The organism is Corynebacterium sp. UMB9976 (assembly GCF_030212265.1).
GTDB lineage: Bacteria > Actinomycetota > Actinomycetes > Mycobacteriales > Mycobacteriaceae > Corynebacterium.
Genome location: NZ_JASODY010000001.1, coordinates 114,602 through 139,829, shown reverse-complemented (window position 1 = coordinate 139,829; position 25,228 = coordinate 114,602). Strand labels below are relative to the sequence as shown.

25 protein-coding genes are annotated in these 25,228 nt (G+C 66.2%); 23 read left to right on the top strand and 2 right to left on the bottom strand.

The window, feature by feature from the left end; all coding sequences use genetic code 11:
* Positions 1 to 159: 159 nt before the first annotated feature.
* The 23 genes from mihF (at position 160) to secG (ending at position 23,114) form a co-directional block, all read left to right on the top strand.
* Complete coding sequence (gene mihF / locus QP140_RS00655; RefSeq protein WP_012360219.1) at positions 160 to 486, top strand: integration host factor, actinobacterial type; 327 nt, start codon at positions 160 to 162, stop codon at positions 484 to 486.
* Positions 487 to 489: 3 nt separating this feature from the next.
* Positions 490 to 1,065 (top strand): guanylate kinase, encoded by a 576-nt coding sequence (gene gmk, locus QP140_RS00650; protein ID WP_070758938.1) that lies wholly within the window; start codon positions 490 to 492, stop codon positions 1,063 to 1,065.
* A 171-nt stretch (positions 1,066 to 1,236) separates the two neighbouring features.
* Positions 1,237 to 1,518 carry a DNA-directed RNA polymerase subunit omega gene (rpoZ, locus tag QP140_RS00645; RefSeq protein WP_012360221.1) on the top strand — a complete coding sequence of 94 codons (282 nt, stop codon included), beginning with the start codon at positions 1,237 to 1,239 and terminating at the stop codon, positions 1,516 to 1,518.
* Between the two features lie 18 nt (positions 1,519 to 1,536).
* Complete coding sequence (gene coaBC / locus QP140_RS00640) at positions 1,537 to 2,826, top strand: bifunctional phosphopantothenoylcysteine decarboxylase/phosphopantothenate--cysteine ligase CoaBC (protein ID WP_284757502.1); 1,290 nt, start codon at positions 1,537 to 1,539, stop codon at positions 2,824 to 2,826.
* Positions 2,827 to 2,946: 120 nt separating this feature from the next.
* Positions 2,947 to 4,152 (top strand): methionine adenosyltransferase, encoded by a 1,206-nt coding sequence (gene metK / locus QP140_RS00635; protein WP_284757499.1) that lies wholly within the window; start codon positions 2,947 to 2,949, stop codon positions 4,150 to 4,152.
* A 71-nt stretch (positions 4,153 to 4,223) separates the two neighbouring features.
* Complete coding sequence (locus tag QP140_RS00630; RefSeq protein ID WP_284757497.1) at positions 4,224 to 6,362, top strand: primosomal protein N'; 2,139 nt, start codon at positions 4,224 to 4,226, stop codon at positions 6,360 to 6,362.
* A gap of 9 nt (positions 6,363 to 6,371) precedes the next feature.
* On the top strand, positions 6,372 to 6,872 hold the full coding sequence (gene def, locus QP140_RS00625) for a peptide deformylase (RefSeq protein WP_284757496.1): 501 nt from the start codon (positions 6,372 to 6,374) through the stop codon (positions 6,870 to 6,872).
* Positions 6,873 to 7,862, top strand: coding sequence for a methionyl-tRNA formyltransferase (gene fmt, locus QP140_RS00620; protein ID WP_284757493.1), 990 nt, complete (start codon positions 6,873 to 6,875; stop codon positions 7,860 to 7,862).
* A complete protein-coding gene (locus QP140_RS00615; RefSeq protein WP_284757492.1) occupies positions 7,859 to 9,400 on the top strand; it encodes an RsmB/NOP family class I SAM-dependent RNA methyltransferase in 1,542 nt (513 codons plus the stop codon). The genes fmt and QP140_RS00615 overlap by 4 nt, the downstream gene beginning before the upstream one ends.
* A gap of 14 nt (positions 9,401 to 9,414) precedes the next feature.
* Positions 9,415 to 10,101 (top strand): ribulose-phosphate 3-epimerase, encoded by a 687-nt coding sequence (rpe, locus tag QP140_RS00610; RefSeq protein ID WP_284757491.1) that lies wholly within the window; start codon positions 9,415 to 9,417, stop codon positions 10,099 to 10,101.
* Positions 10,102 to 10,201: 100 nt separating this feature from the next.
* Entirely contained in the window at positions 10,202 to 11,191 is a 990-nt protein-coding gene (gene ribD / locus QP140_RS00605) for a bifunctional diaminohydroxyphosphoribosylaminopyrimidine deaminase/5-amino-6-(5-phosphoribosylamino)uracil reductase RibD (protein ID WP_442874970.1), read from the top strand.
* A gap of 80 nt (positions 11,192 to 11,271) precedes the next feature.
* Positions 11,272 to 11,862, top strand: a complete 591-nt coding sequence (locus QP140_RS00600; RefSeq protein WP_284757728.1) for a riboflavin synthase — start codon at positions 11,272 to 11,274, stop codon at positions 11,860 to 11,862.
* Positions 11,863 to 11,951: 89 nt separating this feature from the next.
* Positions 11,952 to 13,220: a bifunctional 3,4-dihydroxy-2-butanone-4-phosphate synthase/GTP cyclohydrolase II gene (locus tag QP140_RS00595; RefSeq protein ID WP_284757489.1), complete on the top strand. Its 1,269-nt coding sequence runs from the start codon at positions 11,952 to 11,954 to the stop codon at positions 13,218 to 13,220.
* A gap of 1 nt (position 13,221) precedes the next feature.
* Positions 13,222 to 13,704 carry a 6,7-dimethyl-8-ribityllumazine synthase gene (gene ribH, locus QP140_RS00590; RefSeq protein WP_284757488.1) on the top strand — a complete coding sequence of 161 codons (483 nt, stop codon included), beginning with the start codon at positions 13,222 to 13,224 and terminating at the stop codon, positions 13,702 to 13,704.
* Between the two features lie 51 nt (positions 13,705 to 13,755).
* Positions 13,756 to 14,232 carry a PH domain-containing protein gene (locus tag QP140_RS00585; RefSeq protein WP_070761400.1) on the top strand — a complete coding sequence of 159 codons (477 nt, stop codon included), beginning with the start codon at positions 13,756 to 13,758 and terminating at the stop codon, positions 14,230 to 14,232.
* 3 nt (positions 14,233 to 14,235) lie between these two features.
* The gene (uvrC, locus tag QP140_RS00580) at positions 14,236 to 16,326 is read left to right on the top strand and encodes an excinuclease ABC subunit UvrC (RefSeq protein ID WP_284757487.1); all 2,091 of its coding nucleotides are present in this window, start codon (positions 14,236 to 14,238) and stop codon (positions 16,324 to 16,326) included.
* Between the two features lie 5 nt (positions 16,327 to 16,331).
* Positions 16,332 to 17,216: an RNase adapter RapZ gene (gene rapZ, locus QP140_RS00575; RefSeq protein ID WP_284757485.1), complete on the top strand. Its 885-nt coding sequence runs from the start codon at positions 16,332 to 16,334 to the stop codon at positions 17,214 to 17,216.
* An 87-nt stretch (positions 17,217 to 17,303) separates the two neighbouring features.
* Positions 17,304 to 18,341: a gluconeogenesis factor YvcK family protein gene (locus QP140_RS00570; protein ID WP_284757484.1), complete on the top strand. Its 1,038-nt coding sequence runs from the start codon at positions 17,304 to 17,306 to the stop codon at positions 18,339 to 18,341.
* A gap of 65 nt (positions 18,342 to 18,406) precedes the next feature.
* Positions 18,407 to 19,393, top strand: coding sequence for a DNA-binding protein WhiA (gene whiA / locus QP140_RS00565; protein WP_284757483.1), 987 nt, complete (start codon positions 18,407 to 18,409; stop codon positions 19,391 to 19,393).
* Positions 19,394 to 19,526: 133 nt separating this feature from the next.
* On the top strand, positions 19,527 to 20,552 hold the full coding sequence (gap, locus tag QP140_RS00560; protein WP_070758922.1) for a type I glyceraldehyde-3-phosphate dehydrogenase: 1,026 nt from the start codon (positions 19,527 to 19,529) through the stop codon (positions 20,550 to 20,552).
* Positions 20,553 to 20,662: 110 nt separating this feature from the next.
* On the top strand, positions 20,663 to 21,871 hold the full coding sequence (locus tag QP140_RS00555) for a phosphoglycerate kinase (protein WP_284757480.1): 1,209 nt from the start codon (positions 20,663 to 20,665) through the stop codon (positions 21,869 to 21,871).
* Between the two features lie 97 nt (positions 21,872 to 21,968).
* The gene (gene tpiA, locus QP140_RS00550) at positions 21,969 to 22,760 is read left to right on the top strand and encodes a triose-phosphate isomerase (protein WP_284757479.1); all 792 of its coding nucleotides are present in this window, start codon (positions 21,969 to 21,971) and stop codon (positions 22,758 to 22,760) included.
* A 120-nt stretch (positions 22,761 to 22,880) separates the two neighbouring features.
* Complete coding sequence (secG, locus tag QP140_RS00545; protein ID WP_070758920.1) at positions 22,881 to 23,114, top strand: preprotein translocase subunit SecG; 234 nt, start codon at positions 22,881 to 22,883, stop codon at positions 23,112 to 23,114.
* 111 nt (positions 23,115 to 23,225) lie between these two features.
* On the opposite strand, the gene pgl is transcribed toward secG, so the two are convergent.
* Both pgl and QP140_RS00535 read right to left on the bottom strand, forming a co-directional pair.
* Positions 23,226 to 24,128 (bottom strand): 6-phosphogluconolactonase, encoded by a 903-nt coding sequence (gene pgl, locus QP140_RS00540; protein WP_284757478.1) that lies wholly within the window; start codon positions 24,126 to 24,128, stop codon positions 23,226 to 23,228.
* 44 nt (positions 24,129 to 24,172) lie between these two features.
* Positions 24,173 to 25,186 (bottom strand): glucose-6-phosphate dehydrogenase assembly protein OpcA, encoded by a 1,014-nt coding sequence (locus tag QP140_RS00535; RefSeq protein ID WP_284757476.1) that lies wholly within the window; start codon positions 25,184 to 25,186, stop codon positions 24,173 to 24,175.
* Between the last annotated feature and the right edge of the window lie 42 nt (positions 25,187 to 25,228).

Below are 25,228 nucleotides of genomic sequence, written 5' to 3'. Positions count from 1 at the left end.
ACCACGGCAAAAGCACCTTAGGATTCACCTTCGTGCTTTGCTTTCTTAAGCAAGTAGCGCCCTGAAAAGGGGTGTTCAAGCCAGCAGCCCGACGCTGATTGGCTAAAATGCAAGACATTCCACAAGATTTTCAAAAACGATTACGTACGGAGGAATCCCGTGGCACTTCCCCAGCTGACCCCGGAGCAGCGTGCAGAGGCCCTGAAGAAGGCAGCCGAGGCACGTAAGGCACGCGCCGAACTTCGCGAGAAGCTCAAGCGCGGCGGCACCGATCTGCAGCAGGTCCTGAAGGACGCCGAGACTGACCCGATCCTGGGCAAGATGAAGGTCTCCGCTCTGCTGGTCTCCCTGCCGAAGGTCGGCAAGATCAAGGCCGAGGAGATCATGAACCAGCTCGAGATCGCCCCGACCCGCCGTCTGCGCGGCCTGGGCGACCGTCAGCGTCGCGCTCTGCTGGAGCACTTCGGCTTCGACCCAGAGGCTTAAGCCGTGACGCAGGAATCGGGCCGCGGCCGCGTGGTCGTCCTCGCCGGGCCGTCCGCCGTTGGTAAGTCCACGGTGGTCTCTAAGCTCCGCGAGTCGGTCCCGAACCTCTTCTTCAGCGTATCGATGACGACCCGCGAACCTCGCCCCGGCGAGGTACACGGTCGTGACTATCTCTACGTGACGCGAGACGAGTTCCAGTCCAACATCGACAGCGACCTCATGCTCGAATGGGCTGAGATCCACGGTGGGCTGCAGCTCTCCGGTACGCCCCGCAAGCCGGTGGAGGAGGCCATGGCCGCCCAGCACCCCGTCCTCATTGAGGTGGATCTCGAGGGTGCGCGGAACGTGAAGAAGCTCCTGCCGGAGGCCCACACCGTCTTCCTTGCTCCGCCCTCGTGGGAGGTGCTGGTGGAACGGCTGACCGGCCGTGGCACCGAATCCGACGAGGTCATCCAGCGTCGCCTGGAGACCGCCCGCGGGGAACTGGCCGCTAAGGATGAGTTCGACCACGTCATCGTGAACTCGGATGTGGACGAGGCCGTCGCGGGAATCCGCGACATCCTGGTGCCGGAAGCCTAGGGCACCTCGCCCCAGAGGCACCGGCTCCACCCAGCCTGTTACCGCACCCCGCGACCCACCGACGTGGGCGTGGGGTTAGGCGCTTCCAGGTGATTAAGATATAGTTTCCCCTAAGCCGTCGTGGGGATCAGACGCGGCTTAATTAAGCAATCGAAAGAATAGGTGCATTTCGTGGAAAATCAGGACGTCAACTCGAACGAGACGGTTTTCGATCCGCCAGTCGGCATCACCAACCCGCCGATCGACGAGCTCCTGACCAAGGTGTCCTCGAAGTATGCCCTCGCGATCTTCGCTGCTAAGCGCGCGCGTCAGATCAACGACTACTTCCAGAGCATTGACGAAGGTGTCCTGGAGTTCGTTGGCCCGCTGGTGACCCCGGAGATGCACGAGAAGCCACTGTCCATCGCCCTGCGCGAGATTAACGCGGATCTCTTGGAGCACACCGAGGGCTAAGAGGCTATCCTGTCACGTGTGACTGATAACGCTTCGAAGAAGAATAAGAGCAAGCCGCTCCGCATCCTGGTGGGTGTTGGGGGCGGCATTGCTGCGTTTAAGGCGGCCCACCTCGTTCGCTATTTCACGGAACGGGGGCACAACGTCCACGTCGTTCCCACCGAATCCGCACTGAACTTCGTGGGTGCTGCCACCTGGGAGGCCCTGTCCGGTAATCCGGTCAGTACGACCGTCTGGGACGACGTCTCCGGGGTTCAGCACGTCCGTCTCGGTCAGGAGGCCGACCTTATCGTGGTCGCCCCGGCCACGGCCGATCTTATGGCGCGACTGCGTATGGGGCGCGCGGATGACTTGCTCACCGCGAGCTGCCTCGTCGCGACCTGCCCGGTGGTCATTGCCCCGGCGATGCACACCGAGATGTGGGAAAACCCGGCGACGCAGGAGAATGTTTTGACGCTGCGGAGCCGGGGGATCACCGTGCTGGAGCCCGCCCACGGGCGCCTCACCGGCAAGGATAGCGGCCCTGGTCGGCTGCCCGAGCCCGATCACATCGCGGCACTGGCGCTGGCGGCCCACGCCCAGCCGGGAATCTTCGACCAGGACTTGGTCGGCACCCGCGTGGTGGTCACCGCCGGCGGCACGCACGAGGATCTCGACCCGGTGCGGTTTCTTGGTAACGCCTCCTCGGGCCGTCAGGGCTACGCGCTGGCGGACGTCGCCGCCCAACGTGGCGCCGACGTTCACCTCATCGCGGGGCATACCGAGGATCTGCCGACGCCTTCCGGCGCGCGGGTGACTCGGATCAACAGCGCTCTTGAGCTGAAGGACGCGACCGAGCAGGCCGCTCGGGAAGCGGATGTCGTCATCATGGCGGCGGCGGTGGCGGACTACCGTCCCGCCCAGCAGGCTGAGTCGAAGCTCAAGAAGGGCGGAGAGGATCAGCTGGAGGTCATCGAACTGGTAGAAAACCCAGACATCCTGGCGGGGCTCGTCGAGCTGCGCCGGGCAGGGGAGCTGCCGAAGGATCTGCGCATCGTGGGTTTCGCAGCGGAGACCGGTGACGCGGAATCTACCCCTCTCGAGCACGCGCAGCGGAAGTTTCTCCGCAAGGGCTGCGACCTGCTGATGGCGAACGCTGTCGGCCGCGGTAAGGTCTTCGGTCAGGAGGACTCCGCGGGCTGGCTGATCGCTAATCCGTCCGGCTCCGATGATCCGGAGACGCTGGATGTCCGTGAAGTCCCGGCAGGGCATAAGCTCGAGGTAGCCGGAGCGATTCTTGACGCTTTGCCACGAACCGCCGATCGCTAGCGTGCATTTCTAGACCGCTTGGTCTATTATTGATGAATTAGTTCACCGTCTAGGTCGTCGCCCGCCACCCGCCACCGACGGGCCGCACCAACAATACGAACGATAGAAGCGAGATAACTAGTGTCTAAGCGCCTATTTACCAGCGAATCCGTCACCGAGGGTCACCCGGATAAGATCTGTGACGCGATCTCCGATACGATCCTCGACGCCATGCTCGCCGAGGATCCGCAGGCCCGCGTCGCTGTGGAGACCGTGGTCACCACCGGCCTCGTCCACATTGTCGGTGAGGTCCGCACCTCGGGCTACGTTGAGATCCCGCAGCTGGTGCGCGATACCCTCAAGGAGATCGGCTTTACCTCTTCCGACATGGGCTTCGACGGCACCACCTGCGGCGTGTCCGTGTCCATTGGTGCGCAGTCGCCAGAGATTGGAGCCGGCGTGGATACCTCCCACGAGGTCCGCGGTTCCTCCTCTACCGACGAGGACGACCGCCAGGGTGCGGGCGACCAGGGGCTGATGTTCGGCTACGCGACGAACGAGACCCCGGAGTACATGCCGCTGCCCATCTCCGTCGCCCACCGCCTTTCCCGTCGCCTGACTGAGGTGCGCAAGGAGGGCATCGTCACCGGCCTTCGCCCGGACGGCAAGACCCAGGTCACCTTCGAATACGACGAGGCCGGCACCCCGGTGCGTCTGGATACCGTCGTCATCTCCACGCAGCACGACCCGGAGCGCACCCAGGATGAGCTGCGGGAGCTCCTGTCCGAGCATGTGGTGGACCACGTGCTCTCTGACGAGAGCCTCAAGCCCTTCGTGACCGAGGACCTGGAACTGTTGGTTAACCCCTCCGGTTCCTTCATCCTGGGCGGCCCTGCCGGTGACGCCGGCCTGACCGGTCGCAAGATCATCGTTGACACCTACGGCGGCATGGCTCGCCACGGTGGCGGCGCGTTCTCCGGCAAGGACCCGTCGAAGGTGGACCGTTCTGCTGCCTATGCGACCCGTTGGGTGGCAAAGAACATCGTGGCTGCTGGCCTGGCCGACCGCGCCGAGGTGCAGGTGGCCTACGCGATCGGCGTGGCCCGCCCCGTCGGCCTCTACGTGGAAACCTTCGGCACCGAGAAGGCACCGGTGGAGGACATCCAGCGCGCTGTCGCCGAGGTCTTCGATCTGCGCCCGGCATCGATCCTGCGCGAGCTGGATCTGCTCCGCCCGATCTACGCCCAGACGGCTGCTTATGGTCACTTCGGTCGCAATGACCTCGACCTGCCGTGGGAGCGCCTGGACAAGGTTGAGGAGCTCAAGAAGGCTGTCGGCGGCAACTAACAGCAGCTCTTCCGGGTGCGCATCTCGGCGCCCTGCTGGGTGTGTCCGCACCGTCGGCTAGCCTGTAGCTCATGAACACGACCGCACAGCCAGCCGCAGCCAACCCCGGTGATCGGGAACTGCTCGCTGCCCGTGCGGGGCGCGGGCCTCGCCGGATCGCGCGGGTATTGCCGCTGGTCGGGGTGCCACATCTCGACCGCCTCTTCGACTATGAGGTTCCCACCGAGATGGACGCCGAGGCCCAGGCCGGCGTGCGAGTCCGTATCCGGTTCAACGGGCGCCTCGTGGACGGTTTCATCATCGAGCGACGCTCGAGCAGCGACCACTCGGGAAAGCTGCGCCCGTTGGAGCGCGTCATCAGCCCGATTCGGCTGCTACCGGAGCACATGTGGCGGCTGGTGAATCAGCTCGCCGAGCGCGCCGCAGGGACCCGAGCGGATGTTCTACGGGCAGCGATCCCGCCCCGCCATGCGAGCGCCGAGAAGGCAGGGCTGTTTGCAGGCGGTAAGGCGTGGGAGGATCTCTACTCGACGCTGGAGCCCGTCGCCGAGTTGCGCACCCAGGCGCGGTCAGATGCCGAATCCGCGCTCGGCAAGTATCACTTTGGCCCGCGCTTCCTTGCTGCCCTCCTGGACGAGGGTTCCGCCCCGCGCATGTCGCTGCTCACCGCTCCTGGGGACGACGACGCCCGCCTAGCCGCCGTCCTCGCCGCTGCGACCGCGTGGGCAGGGAAGTCGGCACTGGTGATCGCTCCACATCAGCGGCTCGTGGACCGCGTCAGCGAGGCCCTGGCGGCCTGGACGTCCACCGAGCAGGTGCTCCAAATGACGGCCGCAGAGTCCTCGCATGTGCGCTACCGGCGTTTCCTTTCCATCGTGCTCGGTCAGGCCAGGATCGTCGTCGGAACCCGCAATGCAGTCTTCGCGCCGCTCAAAGATCTCGGCTTGGTGGTCGTATTGGGGGAGGGGGACGATTCCCTTGTCGACCCACGAGCCCCCTACCTGCACGCCAGGGAGGTAGCGAAGGCCCGCAGTCAGGGTGAGTCCGCGGCGTTGGCAATCATCGGTCACCACCGCACCGCCGAGGTCCAGCAGTGGGTCGCGGCGGGGGAGCTGGCTTCCATCCGCCCCACGCCCGAAACCCTGCGTGAGCAGCTGCCCTGGATTCGAGGGCTTGGGGACACCGAACGCCAGCTCGAGGCCGAGAGCCACAGCCCGGGGAGCCGGCTGCCGGCTCTGGCCTTCGCCACGATCCGCGAGACCGTGGATGCGGACGGCACTGTGCTGGTCCAGGTGCCGCGCCGTGGTTACGCTCCGGCCTTGGCCTGTGCTCGATGCCGCACCCCGGCCCGGTGCCGGAACTGCAATGGCCCACTCGAACTGCCACAGGCTAACGATCACTCCGCCCCCGCTTGCCGGTGGTGCGGGCACCTGCACCCGACCTTCACCTGCACGAACTGCGGTAACCACGCACTGCGCATGAGCGTGGTGGGCCACGACCGCACCGCTGAGGAACTGGGCCGGGCCTTCCCGGGCGTGCCGGTGACCGTCTCGGGCGGGGAACAGGTCAAAACATCAGTGCCACCAGGGCGACGCATCGTCGTCGCTACCCCCGGCTCCGAACCGATCCTTCGAGCAGCCGGTACACCACCTCAGCAGCCCAATGGGCACTATGGGGCGTTAATCGTCCTCGATCCCTGGGCGCCGTTGACGCGCGCGGATTTGCGGGCCGAGGAGAACGCCTTGCGCCAGTGGATGGGCGCTGCCGCACTCGTCGCACCCCGTGAGGCCGGTGGCCGGGTCATCGTGGCAGGGGACTATCGGCTGAGCGCGATCCAGCAGCTCATCCGCTGGAACCCGGATGCGGCCGCCGCCGCAGAGTTGGCGAGCAGGGTGGAGGCAGAATTCCCACCGGCGGCTGTGGTGGCGGTGGTGGACGGCATTCCTGCGAGCCTCGCCGAGCTCGAGGAGTCCTGGGAGCTGCCAGAATCAGCGGAGCTTTTGGGCCCCGTCGAGCTTCCCACCGGGGTGAGGCTTCCCGCGGGGCTGTCGAGCGGCCATGCGGATGAGGCACGCCGGCTCATCATTCGCGTGCCACACTCTGACGCGCTGTCCCTGGGCAACGCCCTCAAAAGCGCTATCGCGGTGCGCTCTTCGCAGCGGCACTCTGCACCCCTACGCGTGGTCATGGATCCAGTTCGTATCGGTTAGAGTATCCCCATGGCTGTTCTGTCCCTGCGCTACTTCGGCGATCCCGTCCTACGCACTCCTGCCGCCGAGGTCGCGGCCGATTTTTCCTCCGACGCTACCCTGGCCACTCTCGTGGCGGACATGCTGGAAACCATGGACCACCACGGTGGCGTCGGCTTGGCCGCAAACCAGGTCGGCGTGACCAAGCGCGTCTTCGTCTACGACTGCGAGTCCGACCGTGGGCACGTCATCAACCCCACCTGGGAGCCGGTGGGAGAGGAGACGCAAACAGGCCCGGAAGGCTGCCTGTCAATTCCCGGGATCCGCGGCGAGGTAGAGCGTGCGGAGACCGTGCGCCTGCGTGGACAGACTTTGGACGGCGAACTGGTCGACAGGGAGGTCTCGGGCCTACTGGCTCGCTGCGTGCAGCACGAGACCGATCACCTGGACGGCGTGCTTTTCCTCAAGCACCTCGCGCCGGAGGATCGCAAGCAAGCTATGGCAGATATTCGACGCTCGGAGTGGTTTTAAATGAAGATTCTTTTCGCCGGCACCCCCAAGCCCGCCGCAATCGTTCTGGCGCACCTGCTCGCTGATCCACGGCTGGAGGTCCTCGGGGTCATCACACAGCCCGACGCTCGCCGCGGCCGTGGGCGCAGCCTGCACCCCAGCCCCGTCGCGGAGGTCGCTGAGGACGCGGGGCTGAAGGTTCACAAGTGGGCCTCCCTCGGGGCGAGCGCCGAGGACGCAAGCGATGTGCGCGACACGCTGGCTGCCTATCGCGAGGCGGGCGCCACGGCGGTGGCCGTGGTTGCCTATGGAAATCTGATCCCGGCTGACCTGCTCGACGCCGTTGACCACGGTTGGGTGAACCTGCACTACTCCCTGTTGCCGCGCTGGCGCGGCGCCGCTCCCGTGCAGGCCGCCATCGCCGCGGGCGACGAAGAGACCGGTGCGACGATCTTCCGCATCGAGCAGGGCTTGGACACCGGTCCGATGCTGTCGAAAAAGACTTATGAGATCGGCATCCGCGATACTGCCGAGGACGTGCTCATCGAACTGACGGACTTTGGCAAGTCGCTGCTGGCCGACACCCTGGTCGCACTCGGCGAGGGCACGACCGCCCCGCAGCCGCAGCCGGAGGAGGGCGCGACACACGCCCCGAAGATTCACCCCGCTGACGCGCGTATCGACTTCTCTACGCCGGCGAAGGTGATTCAACGCCGCGCCCGCGCCCACACTCCGGCACCGGGTGCGTGGTGCACGCTGGACGGCCAGCGCTATAAGTTCGGGCTGCTACTGCCTGCTCCAGAGGGGGAGGAGTGCCCGGAGCTGGCCCCCGGCCAGCTGTGGGCAAATAAGACGCGGGTGCTCGTCGGCACTGGTGACGATCCACTGCTGGTGGAAAGCATCCAGCCACCAGGCAAGAAGATGATGCGGGCCGCCGATTGGGCCCGTGGCCAGCAGGAGCTGCTGGCGCAGTCCCCACGCTTTGATATCGAGGAAGACACGGCTAAATGAGTTCTTTTCGTTCGAGGTCCGAGTCCGCACGTAGCGGCAAGGCACGCCCCAACACGGCCTCCCGCGGCACCGGACGTTCTAAGCAACGCGAATCGGGGCGGGCTCGGGGCTATCAGCAGCGCCGCCCGGAACACCGCCAGGAAAAGAGCCGACGTGCCGGGACCGGGGATAAGGCCCGCGACGCCGCATTCACCGTGCTTCGGCAGGTCACCGAGGAGGACGCCTACGGCAACCTCGCCCTGCCCGCCGTCCTGCGGGAGCGCGGGATCAACGGCCGGGATGCGAACTTCGCCACAGAGCTGACCTACGGAACGCTGAGAGCGACCGGGCTGCTCGACACGATCATCGCCAAGGCCGCGGGACGACCAGTAGAGAAGATTGACTCGGTGGCGTTGGACGCACTGCGCATCGGTGCCTATCAGCTGCTGCGCACCCGGGTCGAGTCGCACGCCGCGGTGGACACCTCGGTGGAGTTGGGCAAGGCCAATGGCGGGGGCAAGGCCAGCGGCTTCGTCAATGGTGTGCTGCGCACGATTTCCCGCAGCACACCCGAGCAATGGCTGGACCGGGTGGCACCCGGTTCGGGATTGGCCAGCATGGCGTTGCGCTCTTCCCACCCGGAGTGGATCGCCGCCGCCTTCAACCAGGCGCTCGGCGGGACGGCGGAGAACCCTGCGGCTGATCTGGCCGAGGCTCTGGAAGCCGACGACGCCCGACCCATCGTGCACCTCGCCGCCCGACCAGGGCAGATCTCCGCTGAAGAGCTCGCCCTCATCACCGGAGGCGAGCAGGGTCGTTGGTCCGATTATGCGGTCTACCTGGACTCCGGAGCGCCGGGCGAGCTTGAGGCGATCACCCAAGGCCTGGCGAGCGTTCAGGACGAAGGTTCGCAACTGATCTCTCTGACCCTGGTCCAGGCGCCGCTGGAACGGGAGGACCGCGGGCGCTGGCTCGACCTCTGTGCGGGTCCGGGCGGAAAGACCGCGTTCATCGGCTCCTGGGCACAGGCCGAGCAGGCCACGGTAGATGCCACCGAGATCTCCGCGCACCGCGCCGACCTCGTCGCGAAATCCACCAAGGAACTGCCGGTGCAGGTTCATACCGGCGACGGCCGGAAACTCGCTGAGGTGCGGGGCCTCCAGCTGCCCGAGGACGGTTTCGACCGGGTCCTCGTCGACGCCCCGTGCACCGGCCTGGGCGCGCTGCGCCGCCGCCCGGAGGCCCGCTGGCGCAAGCAGGAGAAGGACGTCACCGAGCTGGTTCCCCTCCAGCGCGAGTTGTTGCGCTCGGCGTGGGAGGCCACCGCACCGGGCGGAGTCGTCATCTATTCGACGTGCTCGCCGCATCCGCTGGAGACCACGCAGTTGGTGGACTCCTTCTGCCGGGAGGCGGGAGCCCAGCCCATCGACCTTGGCTCCGAGGTGCCGGCCTTGGCTGCCGCAGCGGCCGCCGGGGGAGCGGTCGGCCCTTATATCCAGCTGTGGCCGCACCGCCACGGCACCGACGCGATGTTCATCGCGGGCATCAGAAAAGCCTAAGTAGAGTGAGTGTTATGAGCACAGCCAACGGACAGCAGACCATCATCGCCCCCTCCATCCTCGCCGCGGATTTTTCCGCCCTTGGCGCGGAAGTCGAGGCCATTTCGGACGCCGAGTGGGTGCACATTGACGTGATGGACGGCCACTTCGTCCCCAACCTCTCCTTCGGCGCCCCGGTCGCCAAGTCCCTGATCGGGAAGACCGAGCAGTTCCTCGACGTCCACCTCATGATCGAGGACCCACAGCGCTGGGTGAAGGAGTACACCGACTTCGACAACGTCACCTTCCACGTGGAGGCTGCCGGAGGGGTTGAGGAATCGGTGGCTCTGGCTCGTGCCTTGCGCGCCGCCGGGACCAAGGCCGGTGTGTCCATCAAGCCGAATACCCCGGTGGAGCCGCTGCTGGAGCATCTGGCCGAGTTCGACCTCGTCCTGGTGATGAGCGTGGAGCCTGGCTTCGGCGGGCAGAAGTTCATGCCCGAGGTGCTGGATAAGGTGCGTGCCCTGCGCGAAGAAATCGACGCTGAGGGGCTGGACACCCTCATCGAAATCGACGGCGGTATCGGACCAGAGACCGCCGCGGATGCTGCTGCGGCCGGGGTCGACGTCTACGTTGCGGGTTCCTCGGTCTTTGGCAAGGAGGACCGTAATCAGGCGATCGGCGAGATCCGCGCGGCCGCGGAGGCCAACGCAGGTGCCTAACACCCCCCAGCGCGGTTCTCAGGCTGCGACGCAGGGGGCGACCCCGTCGCGGACCGAGGTACCAGCGGACCTCCCAGCGGAATTTCTGCTGGCCGACGAGATGGGCTGGCACGCTGCGGGCAATACCCGGCCGAACCCGCCAGTGGGCTGCGTGATCGTGGATTCGGTCGGCACGATTCTGGGCCGGGGCGCTACCGAACCGGCAGGCAGGAGGCACGCCGAGGTGGTCGCGCTGCAGGCTGCCGGTGCGAGCGCCGCTGGTGCCACCGCATACGTCACCCTCGAGCCCTGCAATCACACCGGACGCACCGGGCCGTGCGCGGAGGCCCTGATCGCCGCTGGAATCGCTGAGGTGCATTACCTTTTCGCCGACCCGGGCAAGACCGAGGGCGGGGGAGGCCAGCGCCTGCGCGCTGCCGGCGTGACCGTCACCGGCCCCTACCTCGAGCCCTTCCACCTGGGGGAGCACCGTTTCAGCGTGGAACCCTGGCTGCGCGCCGCACATTTGGGCAGGCCGCACGTCACGCTGAAGTTCGCCAGCACCCTCAATGGCCTGGCTGCTGCCACGGACCGCACGAGCCAGTGGATCACCGGCCCGACCGCCCGCGCGGACGTCCACGCAGACCGGCAGTACCGGGAGGCGATCCTCGTGGGCACCGGAACCGTCCTGGCCGATGACCCGCAGCTCACCGCCCGCCCCGGCGGGGCGGAAGGACCCCGGCAGCCGCTGCGCTTCGCGTTGGGGCAGCGGGAGCTCCCCACTAACGCTCGCCTCCTGCAAGCTGGGACTCACGCGCCGGCCGGCCAGCACCTGGCAACCCGGGACCTCCATGCGGCGTTGGCGGAGCTGCGCCGGCAGGGCATCTCGGATGTGCTGGTGGAGGGCGGACCCGAACTAGCGGGAAGCTTCCTTGCCCACGGCCTGGTCGACGAGATCCGGGCCTATCTTGCCCCCGCCTGGTTGCCGCGCGGCCTACCCGCACTGGGAGCCGGCGGCATCGGCAGTACTTCGATCACGGATCTGCAGCGCTTCGCCACCCGTAGTGTGCAGCGCATCGGCGAGGACATCCTCTGGCTGGCGCAACGCTAGACCGGGGATTGACCCGTGCTCAAGCGCAAGAAGATATATCATCATTGGTAGTTTTGGTCCCGACGTCAGAGAGGATGGCTGTGTTCACCGGAATCATCGAAGAGATCGGTCACGTCGAGAAGATCGAAAGGCTTCCCGACTCCGCGCGCATCCGCGTCGCCGCATCGCGAGTGGTCTCTGATGCCGGTCTGGGAGACTCCATCTCCGTCAATGGCGTCTGCCTGACCGTCACCGACTTCGACGACACCGGCTTCACCGCTGACGTCATGAAGGTCACCCTCGATTACACGTCGCTGGGCACACTCTCCGAGGGGGCGTCCGTCAACCTGGAGCGCGCGATGTCCGCCCAGGGGCGCTTCGGCGGACACGTCGTCCAGGGGCACGTCGACGGCACCGCCACCTTGCAGGAACGCGTGCCCTCCGAACATTGGGAGGTCTTCCGCTTCCAGCTTGACGACCCGGAACTTGCCACCTACCTGGTGAAAAAGGGATCGATTGCAATCAACGGCACCTCCCTGACCATCGCGGAACTAGCCGATGGGCTCTTCGAGGTCAGCCTCATCCCCGCCACTTTGGAGGCCACGATGCTGGGCGAACTCCAGCCGGGGGATAAGGTCAATATCGAATGCGACGTGCTTGCGAAATACGTCCGCGCCATGCTCGACCGCTGACCCGCCGCAACAGAACCACAAAGAAGAATTCGACAAGCCTTAAGCCACCCGCCCCAACCGGGCGAGGGTGGCATCGTTGGAAAGAAGCTATGACCGCTGAACGAGACTCGCTAGTCCTGGATTCCGTCGAATCCGCCATCGCCGATATTGCCGCCGGCAAAGCGGTGGTCGTCGTCGATGATGAGGACCGCGAAAACGAAGGCGACCTGATCTTCGCCGCGGATCTGGCAACCCCAGAACTCGTGGCCTTCATGGTGCGCTACACCTCCGGTTACATCTGCGTCGCCATGGGAGACGACCGCGCCGACGCGCTCAACCTGCCGCCGATGGTCGCCCGCAACGAGGATGCCCGCTCGACCGCCTACACCGTCACCGTGGATGCGGCCACCGGCTCCACCGGCATTTCCGCCCGCAGCCGCTGCGAAACCATCACCCGCCTCGCCGACGAGAGCTTTGGCCCCGAGGCCTTTACCCGGCCGGGCCACATCGTCCCCCTGCGCGCCCGCCGCGGTGGTGTGCTCGCCCGCGATGGCCACACCGAATCCTCCGTAGACCTGTCCCGGCTCGCCGGCCGCGCACCCGTCGGCGTGCTTTGCGAGATCGTCTCCGAGGACGACCCCACTGACATGGCTCGTGGCCCGGAACTGCGCCGCTTCGCCGACGAGCACGGCCTGCGCATGGTCTCCATCGAGCAGCTCATCGAGTACCGCCGCGCCACCGAGCAGACCGTGGAGCGCAGCACCGAGGCCCGCCTGCCGACCACCCGCGGCGAGTTCCGCGCGGTAGGCTACACCAGCCTCGTCGACGGCACCGAGCACGTCGCGCTCGTCCACGGGGACGTCACCGGTCAGAAGGACGTCCCAGTCCGCGTGCACTCTGAGTGCCTCACCGGCGACGTCTTCGGCTCCCTGCGTTGCGACTGCGGCGAACAGCTCCACGCCGCCATGGAGGCTGTCCAGGACGAGGGCCACGGCGTCGTCATCTACCTGCGCAACCAGGAGGGCCGCGGGATCGGCCTGGTTCCGAAGCTGCGTGCCTACGTCCTCCAGGACGAGGGACTGGACACCGTGGAGGCGAATACCGCCCTGGGCCTGCCAGCCGACGCCCGCGAGTACAGCGCGGCAGCGTCGATCATCAAGGAACTCGGGATCGAGAGCGTCCACCTGATCTCCAATAACCCGGCGAAGAAGCAGAGCCTCGAGAACTTCGGGGTCTCTGTCACCGGCCGCATCCCAGTGCAGCCACCGGCAACGAAGGATAACGCTCGTTACCTGCAGACCAAGCGGGACAAGATGGGCCACCAGCTCGACAACCTCAACGTTGCACCGGCTGCCGCGACAGCCGAGAAGGAGAACTAGCATGCCAGCCGAAGGTATCCCGCAGATCAACCTGGGCCCCGGCGCAGCAGAGGGGCTGCGTGTCGCCGTGATCAGCGCCCAGTGGAACGCCGAGATCACCGATAAGCTCCACGCCGAGGCCATCACAGCTGCCCGTGAGCTCGGCGCCAGCGTCGAGGACTGGCGGGTGGCTGGCGCCCTGGAGCTCCCCGTCGTCGTGGCCGCGGCCTGCAAGAATTTCGACGCCGTCATTGCCACTGGCTGCGTTATCGAGGGTGAGACCGAGCACTTCCGCGTGGTCTGCGATGCCGTCACCTACGGGCTGACCCGCGTCGGCCTGGATACGGGTGTGCCAATCGGCAACGGCGTACTCACCGTCGGCAACCACCAGCAGGCCGTCGACCGCGCGGGCGGTCCGGATGCCAAGGAAAACAAGGGCGCGGACTCGGCGGCCGCGGCCATCCACGCCGCATTAGTTCTCCGCCAGATCGCGGCGGTAGGGTAGTAGCCGATACGTTGTAGCAGTACGAATGAGGAGAGCGGTCGAGTTTCACAGATGAGTAACCCAGTGTCGCAGGCAGCACCGGCCAAGGGGCAGTGGCTCTTTGAGGCCCGTTCGCCGTTCCTCAAGCGGATCGCGATCATCGGTGTCGTCGTCATCATGATCATCCACATCGTCATGGCCATCATCGTTGGCATCGGCGACACCGGCGTGACGCTGACCTCGGCGGATCAGTGGTCCTTCGTCGGCATCGGCTTGCTCTTCTCCGGCGTCTGCCTCTTCCTGCTGCGTCCCCGCGTCCGCATTGATGAGCGCGGGGTTGAGGTGCGCAACATCGCCAACGCGCAGTTCTACCCCTGGCAGATCATCCACGGCCTCTCCTTCCCGGCTAAGGCGAAAATGGCGCGGCTGGAGCTCCCGGACTTCGAGTTCGTGCCGATGATGGCGCTGAATATCTACGACAAGGAGACCATCGCCGCGAACGTCGAGCGGTTCCGCCTGCTTGAGGACCGCTATATGCCGGAGGACTAGCCGGTGGCGGAACGCACCCCCAACACCGTCGATTATCGGCCAGCCCCCGGCACTATCCCCACGCAGCCGGGGGTCTACACTTTCCGCGATAAGCACGACCGCGTCATCTACGTGGGCAAGGCCAAGAACCTCCGGGCGCGCCTGTCCAATTACTTCCAGGACCTCAGCCAGCTGCACCCGCGCACCCGCACGATGGTGCAAACTGCCAACCGGGTGCAGTGGACCGTCGTGGGCAGCGAATTCGAGGCCCTCAACCTCGAATACACGTGGATTAAGCGCTTCAACCCGCGCTTCAACGTCATGTACCGGGACGATAAGACGTACCCGATGCTGGCCATCAGCGTGAAGGATCGCTTCCCGCGCGCTTATCTCTACCGTGGGCCGCGACGCAAGGGCGTGCGCTACTTCGGCCCGTACCCGAAAGCCTGGGCGATCCGGGAGACCCTGGAGTCCCTGACCCGGGTATTCCCGATCCGTACCTGCGCGCCCGGCGTGTTCCGCCGACACGAGGCCCTGGGCAGGCCGTGCCTGCTCGGCTATATCGACCGTTGTTCCGCACCGTGCGTCGGCAAGGTGACCGAGGACGAGCACCGCGCACTCGTCGACCAGTTCAGTAGCTTTTTGGCCGGCAACACCGAGCCCGTGCTGCGCCGGGTGCGCGGCGAGATGGAGGAGGCCGCCGAGAACCTGGACTTCGAGCGGGCCGCGAGCCTGCGTGATCAGCTGCAGGCCATGGAGAAGGCGATGGAGAAGCAAGCGGTCGTGTTCTCCGACGCCACGGACGCCGATGTCCTTGCCATCGAACAGGACGAGCTGGAAGCGGCGATCCAGATCTTCCACGTCCGCGGCGGGCGCATCCACGGCCAGCGCGGCTGGGTGGTGGAGCATTCCGACGAAACCCGTGCGGAGATGATCGGCCAGTTCATCACGCAGTTTTACGGCGGGGAGGCCGAGCTGGTCGCCGCGACGGAGACGGCGGTTGGTGGTGCCGCAAGCTCGCATGTGGATGTCGACCTGGCGACCGCCATCAACCCGGCCTCCGCCGCGGAGCTCGGCGGTTTGGTGGGGGATGTGCAGATCTCGCCCGTGCCCCGCGAGGTACTGGTGCCCGAGCTGCCCGCCGGTAATGCTCGCCTCGGTGCGTGGCTCAGCGAATTGCGTGGCTCCAAGGTCACCATCCGGGTTCCGCAGCGTGGCGATAAGAAGGCGCTGTTGAGCAACGCGCACACCAATGCCACCCAGGCGCTGGCACAGCATAAGCTGAAGCGCTCCGGGGACATCACCGCACGCTCCGCAGCCCTGCGTGACCTGCAGGAGGCCCTCTGGATGGACGAGTCACCCCTGCGCATTGAGTGCACGGACATCTCGCACATCCAGGGAACGGACGTCGTCGCCAGCCTCGTCGTCTTCGAAGACGGCCTGCCGAAGAAGGCCGACTACCGTCGCTATAAGATCCGGGACGCCGCGGGAGACGGACATTCCGACGACGTCGCCTCCATCGCCGAGGTCGTCCGTCGCCGTTTCTTGCGGCACAAGGAGGACATCACCGCCGTCCCGACCGGCGACGACGCCGGCGACCGGCTGGAAGGCGAGGAAGAACTGGAGCAGACGGCAGGTGAGGAGCCGAAGCGGGCCTTCGCTTACCCGCCGCAGCTGTTCATCGTCGATGGCGGCCCACCGCAGGTCAACGCCGCGCAGAAGGTGCTGGACGAGCTGGGGGTCAACGATGTCACCCTGGTGGGCATCGCCAAGCGCCTGGAGGAGCTCTGGCTGCCGGAGGACCAGTACCCGGTGATCATCCCGCGCGATTCCGACGCCCTCTATCTCGTGCAGCACATCCGCGATGAGGCGCATCGCTTCGCGATCAATTTCCACCGCCAGCAGCGCAGCAAGCGGATGCGCACATCCGTCTTGGATGACGTGCCGGGGCTGGGACCGAAACGCCGGCAGGAGCTGGTGAAACACTTCGGCTCTGTGGCGAAGGTGCGCGCCGCCACCGTTGAGGAGATCGCCGAGGTACCTGGTTTCGGCCCCGCGCTGGCCGAGAAGGTGCACGAGGCGGTACAGCACCGCCCCACTAAGCCTGCGGGGTAGCTACTATGGTCAGCATGACCTCGCCGCAGAAAGAACCCTCCTTAATCCTCGTCACCGGCATGTCCGGTGCTGGCCGCCGCACCGCCGCGGCCGTACTCGAGGAGATGGGCTGGTACGTCACGGATAACCTCCCGCCGGAGTTGATCGTCCGGATGGTGGAGCTCAGCTTTGATGCGGAATCCCCGGTGGAGAAGCTGGCGATCGTCACCGACGTGCGGTCGCGCTCTTTTGCCGGCAGCCTGACGGGGGTGCTCGAGAAGCTGGTCGACTCCGGGCGCAAACCCATCGTGCTCTTCCTGGAGGCGTCCGACGAGGCCCTGATTTCCCGCTTTGACGAGGTGCGCCGCTCCCACCCGCTGCAGGACGGCGATTCTCTGCAGAGCGGGATCGACCGCGAGCGCGAGATGCTCAGTGGGATCAAGCAGGAGGCCGACATTGTGGTCGACACCTCCAGCACCAGCATCCATGACCTCCGCCGCATCCTGGAGATGAAGTTCTCCGATGCGGCCGGTGATAGCACCCGGGTGGTTCTGCAGTCCTTTGGCTTCAAGCACGGGGCTCCTCGGGACGTGGACATCCTCCTGGACGTGCGCTTCCTGCCAAACCCGTACTGGGTTCCCGAGCTCCGGGGCCTGCGGGGCGTGGATAAGCCGGTCTCCGATTACGTGTTGAGCCAGCAGGGTGCCCCGGGCTTTTTGGACTCCTTCGAGTCGATGCTGCTGGCCATGCTGCCGGGATTCCACCGCGAGGGGAAGGGTTTCTTAAGCATTGGGATCGGCTGCACCGGTGGCCATCACCGTTCCGTCGCGGTGACCGAGGAGGTTTCCGCCAGGTTGCGGGAGCGGGGAATGGAGGTTCGGACCCGACACCGTGATCTGGAACGCGGCTGATGGTCACCGACGCACTGAACTTTTCCTTCACCCCTTCGTTCCCCGTCGTGTGGGGAGCACACACTGCTCACTGGGAAGTTGCACCTCATGTCTCATAACGATCACCCCGTGGTCGATAACCCGACCACCCCGCCCGCTACTGACACGGGTAACAAGCCTCTCCAGCGCCTCGTATCGCTCGGTGGTGGTCACGGCCTCTTCGCCACCCTGCGCGCGGGACGCACCATCGCGGATCACGTGACCGCCGTCGTCACCGTCGCGGACGACGGAGGCTCCTCGGGCCGCATGCGCCGAGAGCTGGACTGCCTCCCGCCGGGGGATCTGCGCATGGCGCTGGCAGCATTGACCGAGGACAGCGACAAGGGACGCTTCTGGGAGGAGGTCATCCAGCACCGCTTCGGCGGGCAGGGTGCTCTCAACGGTCACGCCATCGGTAATTTCCTCATCACCGGGATTTCCCAGGTGCTGGGCGATGACATCGCCGCCCTGGATACGCTCGCGAAGATGCTGGGCGTGAAGGGCCGGGTTCTGCCAATGAGCACCGTGCCTCTGGATCTAGAGGCGGATGTGTTGGGGCTGGCGAAGGATCCCCGAGAGAGCGTGCAGGTTCGCGGCCAGGTTGCCGTGGCCACCACCATCGGGGAGGTGCGCCGGGTGCGTGTTCACCCGGCCAACCCGCCGGCAGCTGCGCCGGCCGTCGCAGCGATCAAGGACGCCGACCTCATCACTCTTGGTCCCGGGTCCTGGTTCTCCTCGGTGATTCCGCACCTCCTTGTTCCGGGGATCGTCGAAGCTCTCAACGAGTCGCAGGCCCCGACTGTGGTGGTGTTGAACCTCGTGGCGGAAGCCGGGGAGACCTCCGGTTTCTCCCAGGAGCATCACGTCCACATGCTGCACCAGCACGCGCGCGACCTGAACGTGGACTACATGCTCATCGACCAGTCCACCATGCCGGGCGGGACGATGGGCACCCACATCGAACGCGCAGCAGCGTCGATGGGGGCGGAGCTGATCTGCGCTGACGTCCGGGAGGACGACAACCGGGGGCGCTGGACCGACCGGCACAAGCCCAAGAAACTGGCCGCCGCGCTGGCGGACATCGCCGCGAAGCACCGCACCCGGTAAAACCCACGGGGCCCACGCGGCACCCAGGTTGAAGAGAATGTGAAGAGGAAAGAGGTAATCAAGCCGTGGCTCTCACCGCCGATGTGAAGGACGAGATCGCCCGCGTCAGCGTCGTTCGCGCTGAGGACATGAACGCCGAGGTGGCAGCACTGCTGCGCTATAGCGGCGCGCTGCATCTGGTCGCCGGACAGATCGTGGTGGAGTCCGAGGTGGACAGCTCCGCGACGGCGCGACGCCTGATGGAGTTTGTGGAGCAGCTCTACCACCACGAGGCGCAGCTGCAGATCATCGGCGCAGGCAACCTGCGCAAGAGCGCGCGCTACATCGTGAAGTGGATCAAGGGCGGCACGGAGATCGCCCGCCGCACCGGGCTGATCGACCGCGCAGGAAGGCCCGTGCAGGGGCTGCCACGGACGATCATCGGCGGCCCAAAGTCCGCCTGCGTGGCAGCGTGGCGGGGCGCTTTCCTCGCGCGCGGCACCCTCACGGAGCCTGGTCGCAGCTGCGCGCTCGAGGTCGCGACCCCGAGCAATGAGGCGGCGCTCGCCCTCGTGGGTGCGGGGCGCCGAATTGGCGTGACCGCGAAAACCCGGGAGACCCGCGGGGTGCACCGCGTGGTGGTCAAGGATGCCGAATCGATCAGCGCGCTGCTGACCCTGATGGGGGCGCAGGCCACGCGCCTGGTCTGGGAGGAGCGCCGCATGCGACGGGAAGTTCGTGCCACGGCGAACCGCCTGGCCAACTTCGACGATGCGAACCTGCGCCGCTCCGCCCGCGCGGCGGTGGCCGCTGCCGCCAGGGCGGAGCGGGCTCTGGAGATCCTGGGTGAGGATGTTCCCCCCCACCTCGCCGAAGCCGGCCAGCTACGCGTCAAGCACCGGCAGGCCTCCCTGGAGGAACTCGGCCAGCTGGCGTCACCGCCGATGACGAAGGACGCGGTGGCCGGCCGCATCCGCCGTCTGCTCTCGATGGCGGATAAGCGGGCCGAGGAGCTGGACATCCCGGATACCCACGCCGCGGTGACCGAGGACCTCTTCCAGGACGTCGAATAATCCCTAAGATCGGGAACTGGAAGCCTCCAGCACCCAAACACCACGACCAATAGATACCCCGCCAGCGGCTGATGACATCCGCCGGCACCCGGCCCCACGGGACCGAGGAAGCGAAAGGACAGAGGCAATAAGCATGCCAGCTAGCAACCAGAAGAAAATCAACATCGGCATCAACGGCTTCGGCCGCGTGGGACGCAGCTTCTTCCGCGCGGTGCGCGAGATGCACCCCCACCTCAACATCGTCGCGATCAACGACCTGACCGACAACGCCACCCTGGCGAACCTGTTGAAGTACGACTCCGTCATGGGACGCCTCGGCGAGCCGGTACTGCACTCCGAGCACTCTCTTCGCATCGGCGAGGAGACCATCCGCACCTTCGCGGAGCCGGATCCGGCATCCATCCCATGGTCCGAGGCCGGGGTGGACATCGTCGTGGAGTGCACCGGCCAGTTCACGAAGAACGAAAAGGCCCACGGCCACCTCGAGACCGGCGTGAAGAAGGTTCTGCTCTCGGCACCTGGCAAGGAGGTCGACGCCACCCTCGTCATGGGCGTCAACCACGAGGACTACGACCCGGAGAAGCACACCGTCGTCTCCAACGCTTCCTGCACCACGAACTGCCTCGCACCGCTGGCCAAGGTCATGAACGACGCCTTCGGCATCGAGCGTGGCCTGATGACCACCGTGCACGCCTACACCGGTGACCAGCGCATCCACGACGCCCCGCACAAGGACCTGCGCCGTGCTCGCGCCGCCGCCCAGAACATCGTCCCGACCTCCACCGGTGCTGCCCGCGCCGTCGGCCTGGTGCTGCCGGAGCTGGAAGGCAAGCTGGATGGCTACGCCGTGCGCGTGCCGGTCATCAACGGATCCCTGGTTGACCTCACCTTCGAGGCCAGCAAGCCGGTGACCGTCGAGGCCGTCAACAACGCCCTGCGCAATGCTGCGGAGGGGCCGCTGGCGGGCATCGCACTGTACTCCAACGGGGAGCCCTACGTCTCCACCGACATCATCGGTGACCCGCACTCCACGATCTTCGATTCGGAGCTGACGAAGGTGATCGGCTCTCAGGTCAAGGTTGTCTCCTGGTACGACAACGAGTGGGGATACTCCTGCCGACTCGCGGACCTGGCTGACTATATCGGCGCCCGCCTCTAGGTAGAATCGCAGCGGTTACTTATCGCACACGCCCGGTGGCTTCCGGCCGCTGAGCGTGGGTGCGAGCAGAAAACTTTCCCTCAAGCTTCTTTCAAAGGATGTCGAGTTTCATGGCAGTAAAGACCCTCAAGGACCTTCTGGCCGAAGGCGTGGAAGGCCGCCACGTGCTGGTTCGTTCGGACCTGAATGTTCCGCTGGCTGACGGGGAGATCACCGACCCGGGCCGTATCGACGCGTCCATCCCGACGCTGCGCGCCCTGTTGGACGAGGGGGCTCGCGTCATCGTCGCCGCCCACCTGGGCCGCCCCAAGGGCGAGGTCGACCCGGAGCTGTCCCTGGCACCAGTCGCCGAGGCGCTCGCCGAGCGTCTGGACCAGTGGGTGCCTCTGGCTGGCGACGTGACGGGGGAGGACGCCCACGAGCGCGCCAACGGCCTGGACGACGGCGACATCCTGCTGCTGGAGAACGTTCGCTTCGACCCCCGCGAGACCTCTAAGGATGCGGCCGAGCGCGCGGAGTTCGCCGCGGAGCTGGCCGAGCTCACCGCCGATAACGGCGCCTTCGTCTCCGACGGCTTCGGCGTGGTTCATCGCGAGCAGGCCAGTGTCTACGACGTGGCCAAGAAGCTGCCGAGCTACGCCGGTGGCCTGGTCTCCGCGGAGCTCGAGGTTCTTGAGAAGGTCTCGGGCTCCCCGGAGGCCCCGTACGCGGTCGTGCTGGGAGGCTCCAAGGTCTCCGACAAGCTGGGCGTGATCGAGGCGCTGGCACCGAAGGTCGACCGTCTCATCATCGGCGGTGGCATGTGCTTTACCTTCCTGGCCGCCCAGGGCCACGACGTCGGCGGCTCCCTGCTGCAGGAAGACATGATCGACACCTGCAAGGACCTGCTGGAGCGCTACGGCGACGTCATCGTCCTGCCGACGGACGTCGTCGCAGCAGAAAACTTCTCCAAGGACGCCGAGCACAAGGCCGTGGGCCTGTCCGAGATCCCGACCGGCTGGATGGGCCTGGATATCGGACCGGAGTCCGCGGCCGCGTTCGCTGCGGTACTCGGCGAGGCGAAGACCGTCTTCTGGAACGGCCCGATGGGTGTCTTCGAGTTCCCGGCGTTCGCCGCTGGAACCAAGGCGGTCGCTGAGGCCATCATCAAGGCCACCGACGCCGGTGCCTTCTCCGTGGTCGGTGGCGGGGATTCCGCTGCCGCTGTGCGCACCCTGGGGCTGGATGAGGAGGGCTTCAGCCACATTTCTACCGGCGGTGGCGCCTCCCTGGAGTTCCTGGAGGGCAAGACCCTGCCGGGCGTCGAGGTACTGGGTTAGTCCGAGATACCGGGTTAGTCCGAGGTACCGGGCCGCAACCCGCCGTTTTTCCCGCACCCGAGGCACGGGGCGGGGAAGTCACAGAAAGGATTCTTGAGTGGCAGCTCACAGCGCCGTCAAGCGCAAGCCCCTGATCGCGGGCAATTGGAAGATGAACCTCAACCACCTTGAGGCGATCCAGGTGGTGCAGAAGTTTTCCTTCGCTCTGCCGAAGGAGTACTACGAGCGAGTCGACGTTGCGGTTCTGCCACCGTTCACCGACATCCGCTCCGTGCAGACGATCGTCGAGGGTGACAAGCTGCAGATCAGCTATGGCGCCCAGGACGTCTCTGCCCACGACTCCGGCGCGTACACCGGTGAGGTCTCCGGTGCGATGCTCGCGAAGCTGGGTTGCAACTTCGCGGTTGTCGGTCACTCTGAGCGCCGTCAGTACCACGGTGAGGACGATGCGACGGTCGCTGCGAAGGCGCGTGCCGCGCTCAAGCATGGTCTGACCCCAATCGCCTGCGTCGGCGAGCCGCTGGAGGTTCGTGAGGCGGGCGAGCACGTGGGCTACGTCGTCGACCAGCTCAAGGCGTCGCTTTCCGGCCTCGGTGGGGAGGAACTCTCCAAGATCGTGATCGCCTACGAGCCCGTCTGGGCCATCGGCACCGGCAAGGTCGCCTCCGCCGCGGACGCGCAGGAGGTCTGCGCCGCGGTCCGCGAGGCGCTCGCTGAGCTGGGAGGAGAGGACGTCGCCGCTGACGTCCGGGTCCTCTACGGTGGCTCCGTGAAGCGGGAGTCCATCGGCGAGCTGATGGCGCAGCCGGATATCGACGGCGGCCTGGTCGGCGGCGCAAGCCTCGACGGTGCAGAGTTCGCCCGCCTCGTCGCGGCGTCCGTCAGCTAGTCGGCACGCAACATTCCCACCGACCGGGCGGCGCGCCGAATTGCCCGCCGCCCGCCAGGGTGGGTAGATTTATTCTGTTAGTTAGATTCTTCAGCGAGAAGTTTTTAAAGGTTTAAGGCTTTGATTCTCACTCTCCAGATTCTCCTTGTCATCACCAGCCTGCTGCTGGGGCTGTCCGTGCTGCTGCACAAGGGCAAGGGTGGCGGCCTGTCCAGCCTCTTCGGCGGCGGTATGCAGACCAACCTCTCCGGCTCCACGGTCGCAGAGAAGAACCTGGACCGACTCACCGTCGGCACCGGCGTCGTGTGGTTGCTGTGCATCATCGCGCTGAACCTGGTTCTGCACTACGGCTAAGCAGTTCTCGCGACACCACATTTCCCACGTAGCTGCATAGCGTTTGCGACGCCCGCACAGATTTAAGCCCCGCTCGTCAGTCTTGCGAGCGGGGCGTCGTGCTACCTATACCTAGTTCTCGGCGTTCTCGGCGTCTTCTGTGGCCGCGACCGTAGCAGTGTCGCTGGCGCCCGCGGCCAGCCATGGGGAGGCGGCCTCATCGACCCACAGCACGGTGCGCTCCACTCCGGCCACGATCGCGCCCGGCCACTGGGCCCCATTGCCGCCGTTGGCCACCTGCTCGGCAGCCTCGGCCTTCTCGGCCCCGGAGACCAGCAGCCACACCTGGGCTGCCCGGTTCACCGCGTTGATCGTGAGGCTGACCCGCTCCGGCGGGGGCTTGGGGCAGTCACGCACCGCCACCACCTCAACGGTGGCCTCCAGCAGCTCAGGGGTGTGGGGGAACAGGGAGTTGATGTGCCCTTCCGGCCCCATCCCCAGCAGGTGAACGTCGAAGCCTTGTGGCGCCAGGCGGGCCAGCTTCTCCTCGTAGTCACGGGCCGCTTCATCCAGCTCCGCACCATCACTTGGACCGGCACCGGTGGGGGCGAGGTAGCTCACGATGTTCTCAGCCGGAATCGCGATGTGGTCCAGCAGGGCGTCGCGGGCCTGCTTCTCGTTGCGCTCGGAATCACCTGCGGGCACAAAGCGTTCGTCGCCGAAGAAGATCAGCACCCGGGACCAATCGATCGCATCGATGGGGAAGTCCTCCGCGGCCGTCGTAGCGGCGTGATCCAGCACCGCGAGATCGCGGAGAGTCTGGATGCCGGCACCCCCGCCGGTCAGCACGATGCGTGCGACCCCATCGCCGTGGACGCCGGACTGTTCGCGCTGGATCTTCGTGACCGTGCGCACGAGTTCCCGGGCCGCGGCAGCAGCCAGGCCTCGTTGGTCAGCATTCTGGACGACGGTGACGCCACCTTCGCTCACGGTGCCGTCGATGGTGGCGTGTTCTCCACGGTGTTCTGCGGTCATGCTTTCTCCTTGTGTTCAGCCACAACTGGGTGGGAAAGAAGTGCTTAGCGCTGGGACTCGAGGCTCTCCAGGTCCTCGACGATGCGGGTGACCGTCTCACCGCTGCGGCGGGGGCGATTCACACGCACGAGTCCACGGAGGGCCCGCCCGAAAGCGTAGTCGGAATCCAGGTGGCGCAGCTCCTCGGCGAGGCAGTCGCCCAGATCTCGGGGAGCCAGGGCCACCAGGGAACGTCGCGTCCCGACGGTGACCTCGGCGGTGTGGGCGTCCTGAACAGCAACGGTGATGTCCGCACCCTTCCGTTTCAGGACCGTCTTCTGAACGGGAATGGTCTCGTGGCCCGCAGCGTCCACGGGAGGGACGGGGGCGTCGGAATTAATCCGCTTCACCGGAACCCCCAGCTGGTCGGCAAGCCAGCCCGCTGCCAGATCCACGGCGGCATCGTCGGTCGGGCCGGTGACCTCAGCGGATTCCACCGGTTCGAAGGGCGGCTGGTCCAGCGTGGATGCCAGCAGCGCCCGCCACAGGGTGATGCGGCTCCATCCAAGGTCGGAATCCCCGCGGGAGTAGGTGGTACGGCGGCGGTAAATGCTGCGGGTGGTGGTCTCCGCGTTGACGTCCGTGATGCGGCGATCCGCTAGCACCCCAAGTGGGTCGGCGGCGGGATTGCGGGGCGCATCTCCCGGCCACCAGACGACGATCGGGGTGTCCGGCAGCAGCAGCGGGCGGACGATGGAGTCCTCGTGCTCGGTCAGGCCACCGTGCAGGCTCAGCACGATGATCTCGGAGGCACCGGCCTTGCCGCCTAGGTGAATCTGCGCGTCCAAACGCGGTTCATCGCTGGGTCCGTCGGCCTCCTGCAGGATGATCACACGGGCGGGGTGCTCGCGGGCGGCGTCGGTGACCGGCACCAGGATTGACTCCAGCGGGGTTGCTGCGGTCGAGCTGACGACCACGGTGAGCACGCGGCCAGACGCGACCTCACCGCGTTCCTCGCGGGCCTTGTTGAGCCGCTGGGTCACCTCACGGGTGCTGGTGTTCGGAAGCGTGATGAGCATGCCTGAACTCTTCCTTCTCTCGCTTGAATGGTGGGGAAGCGG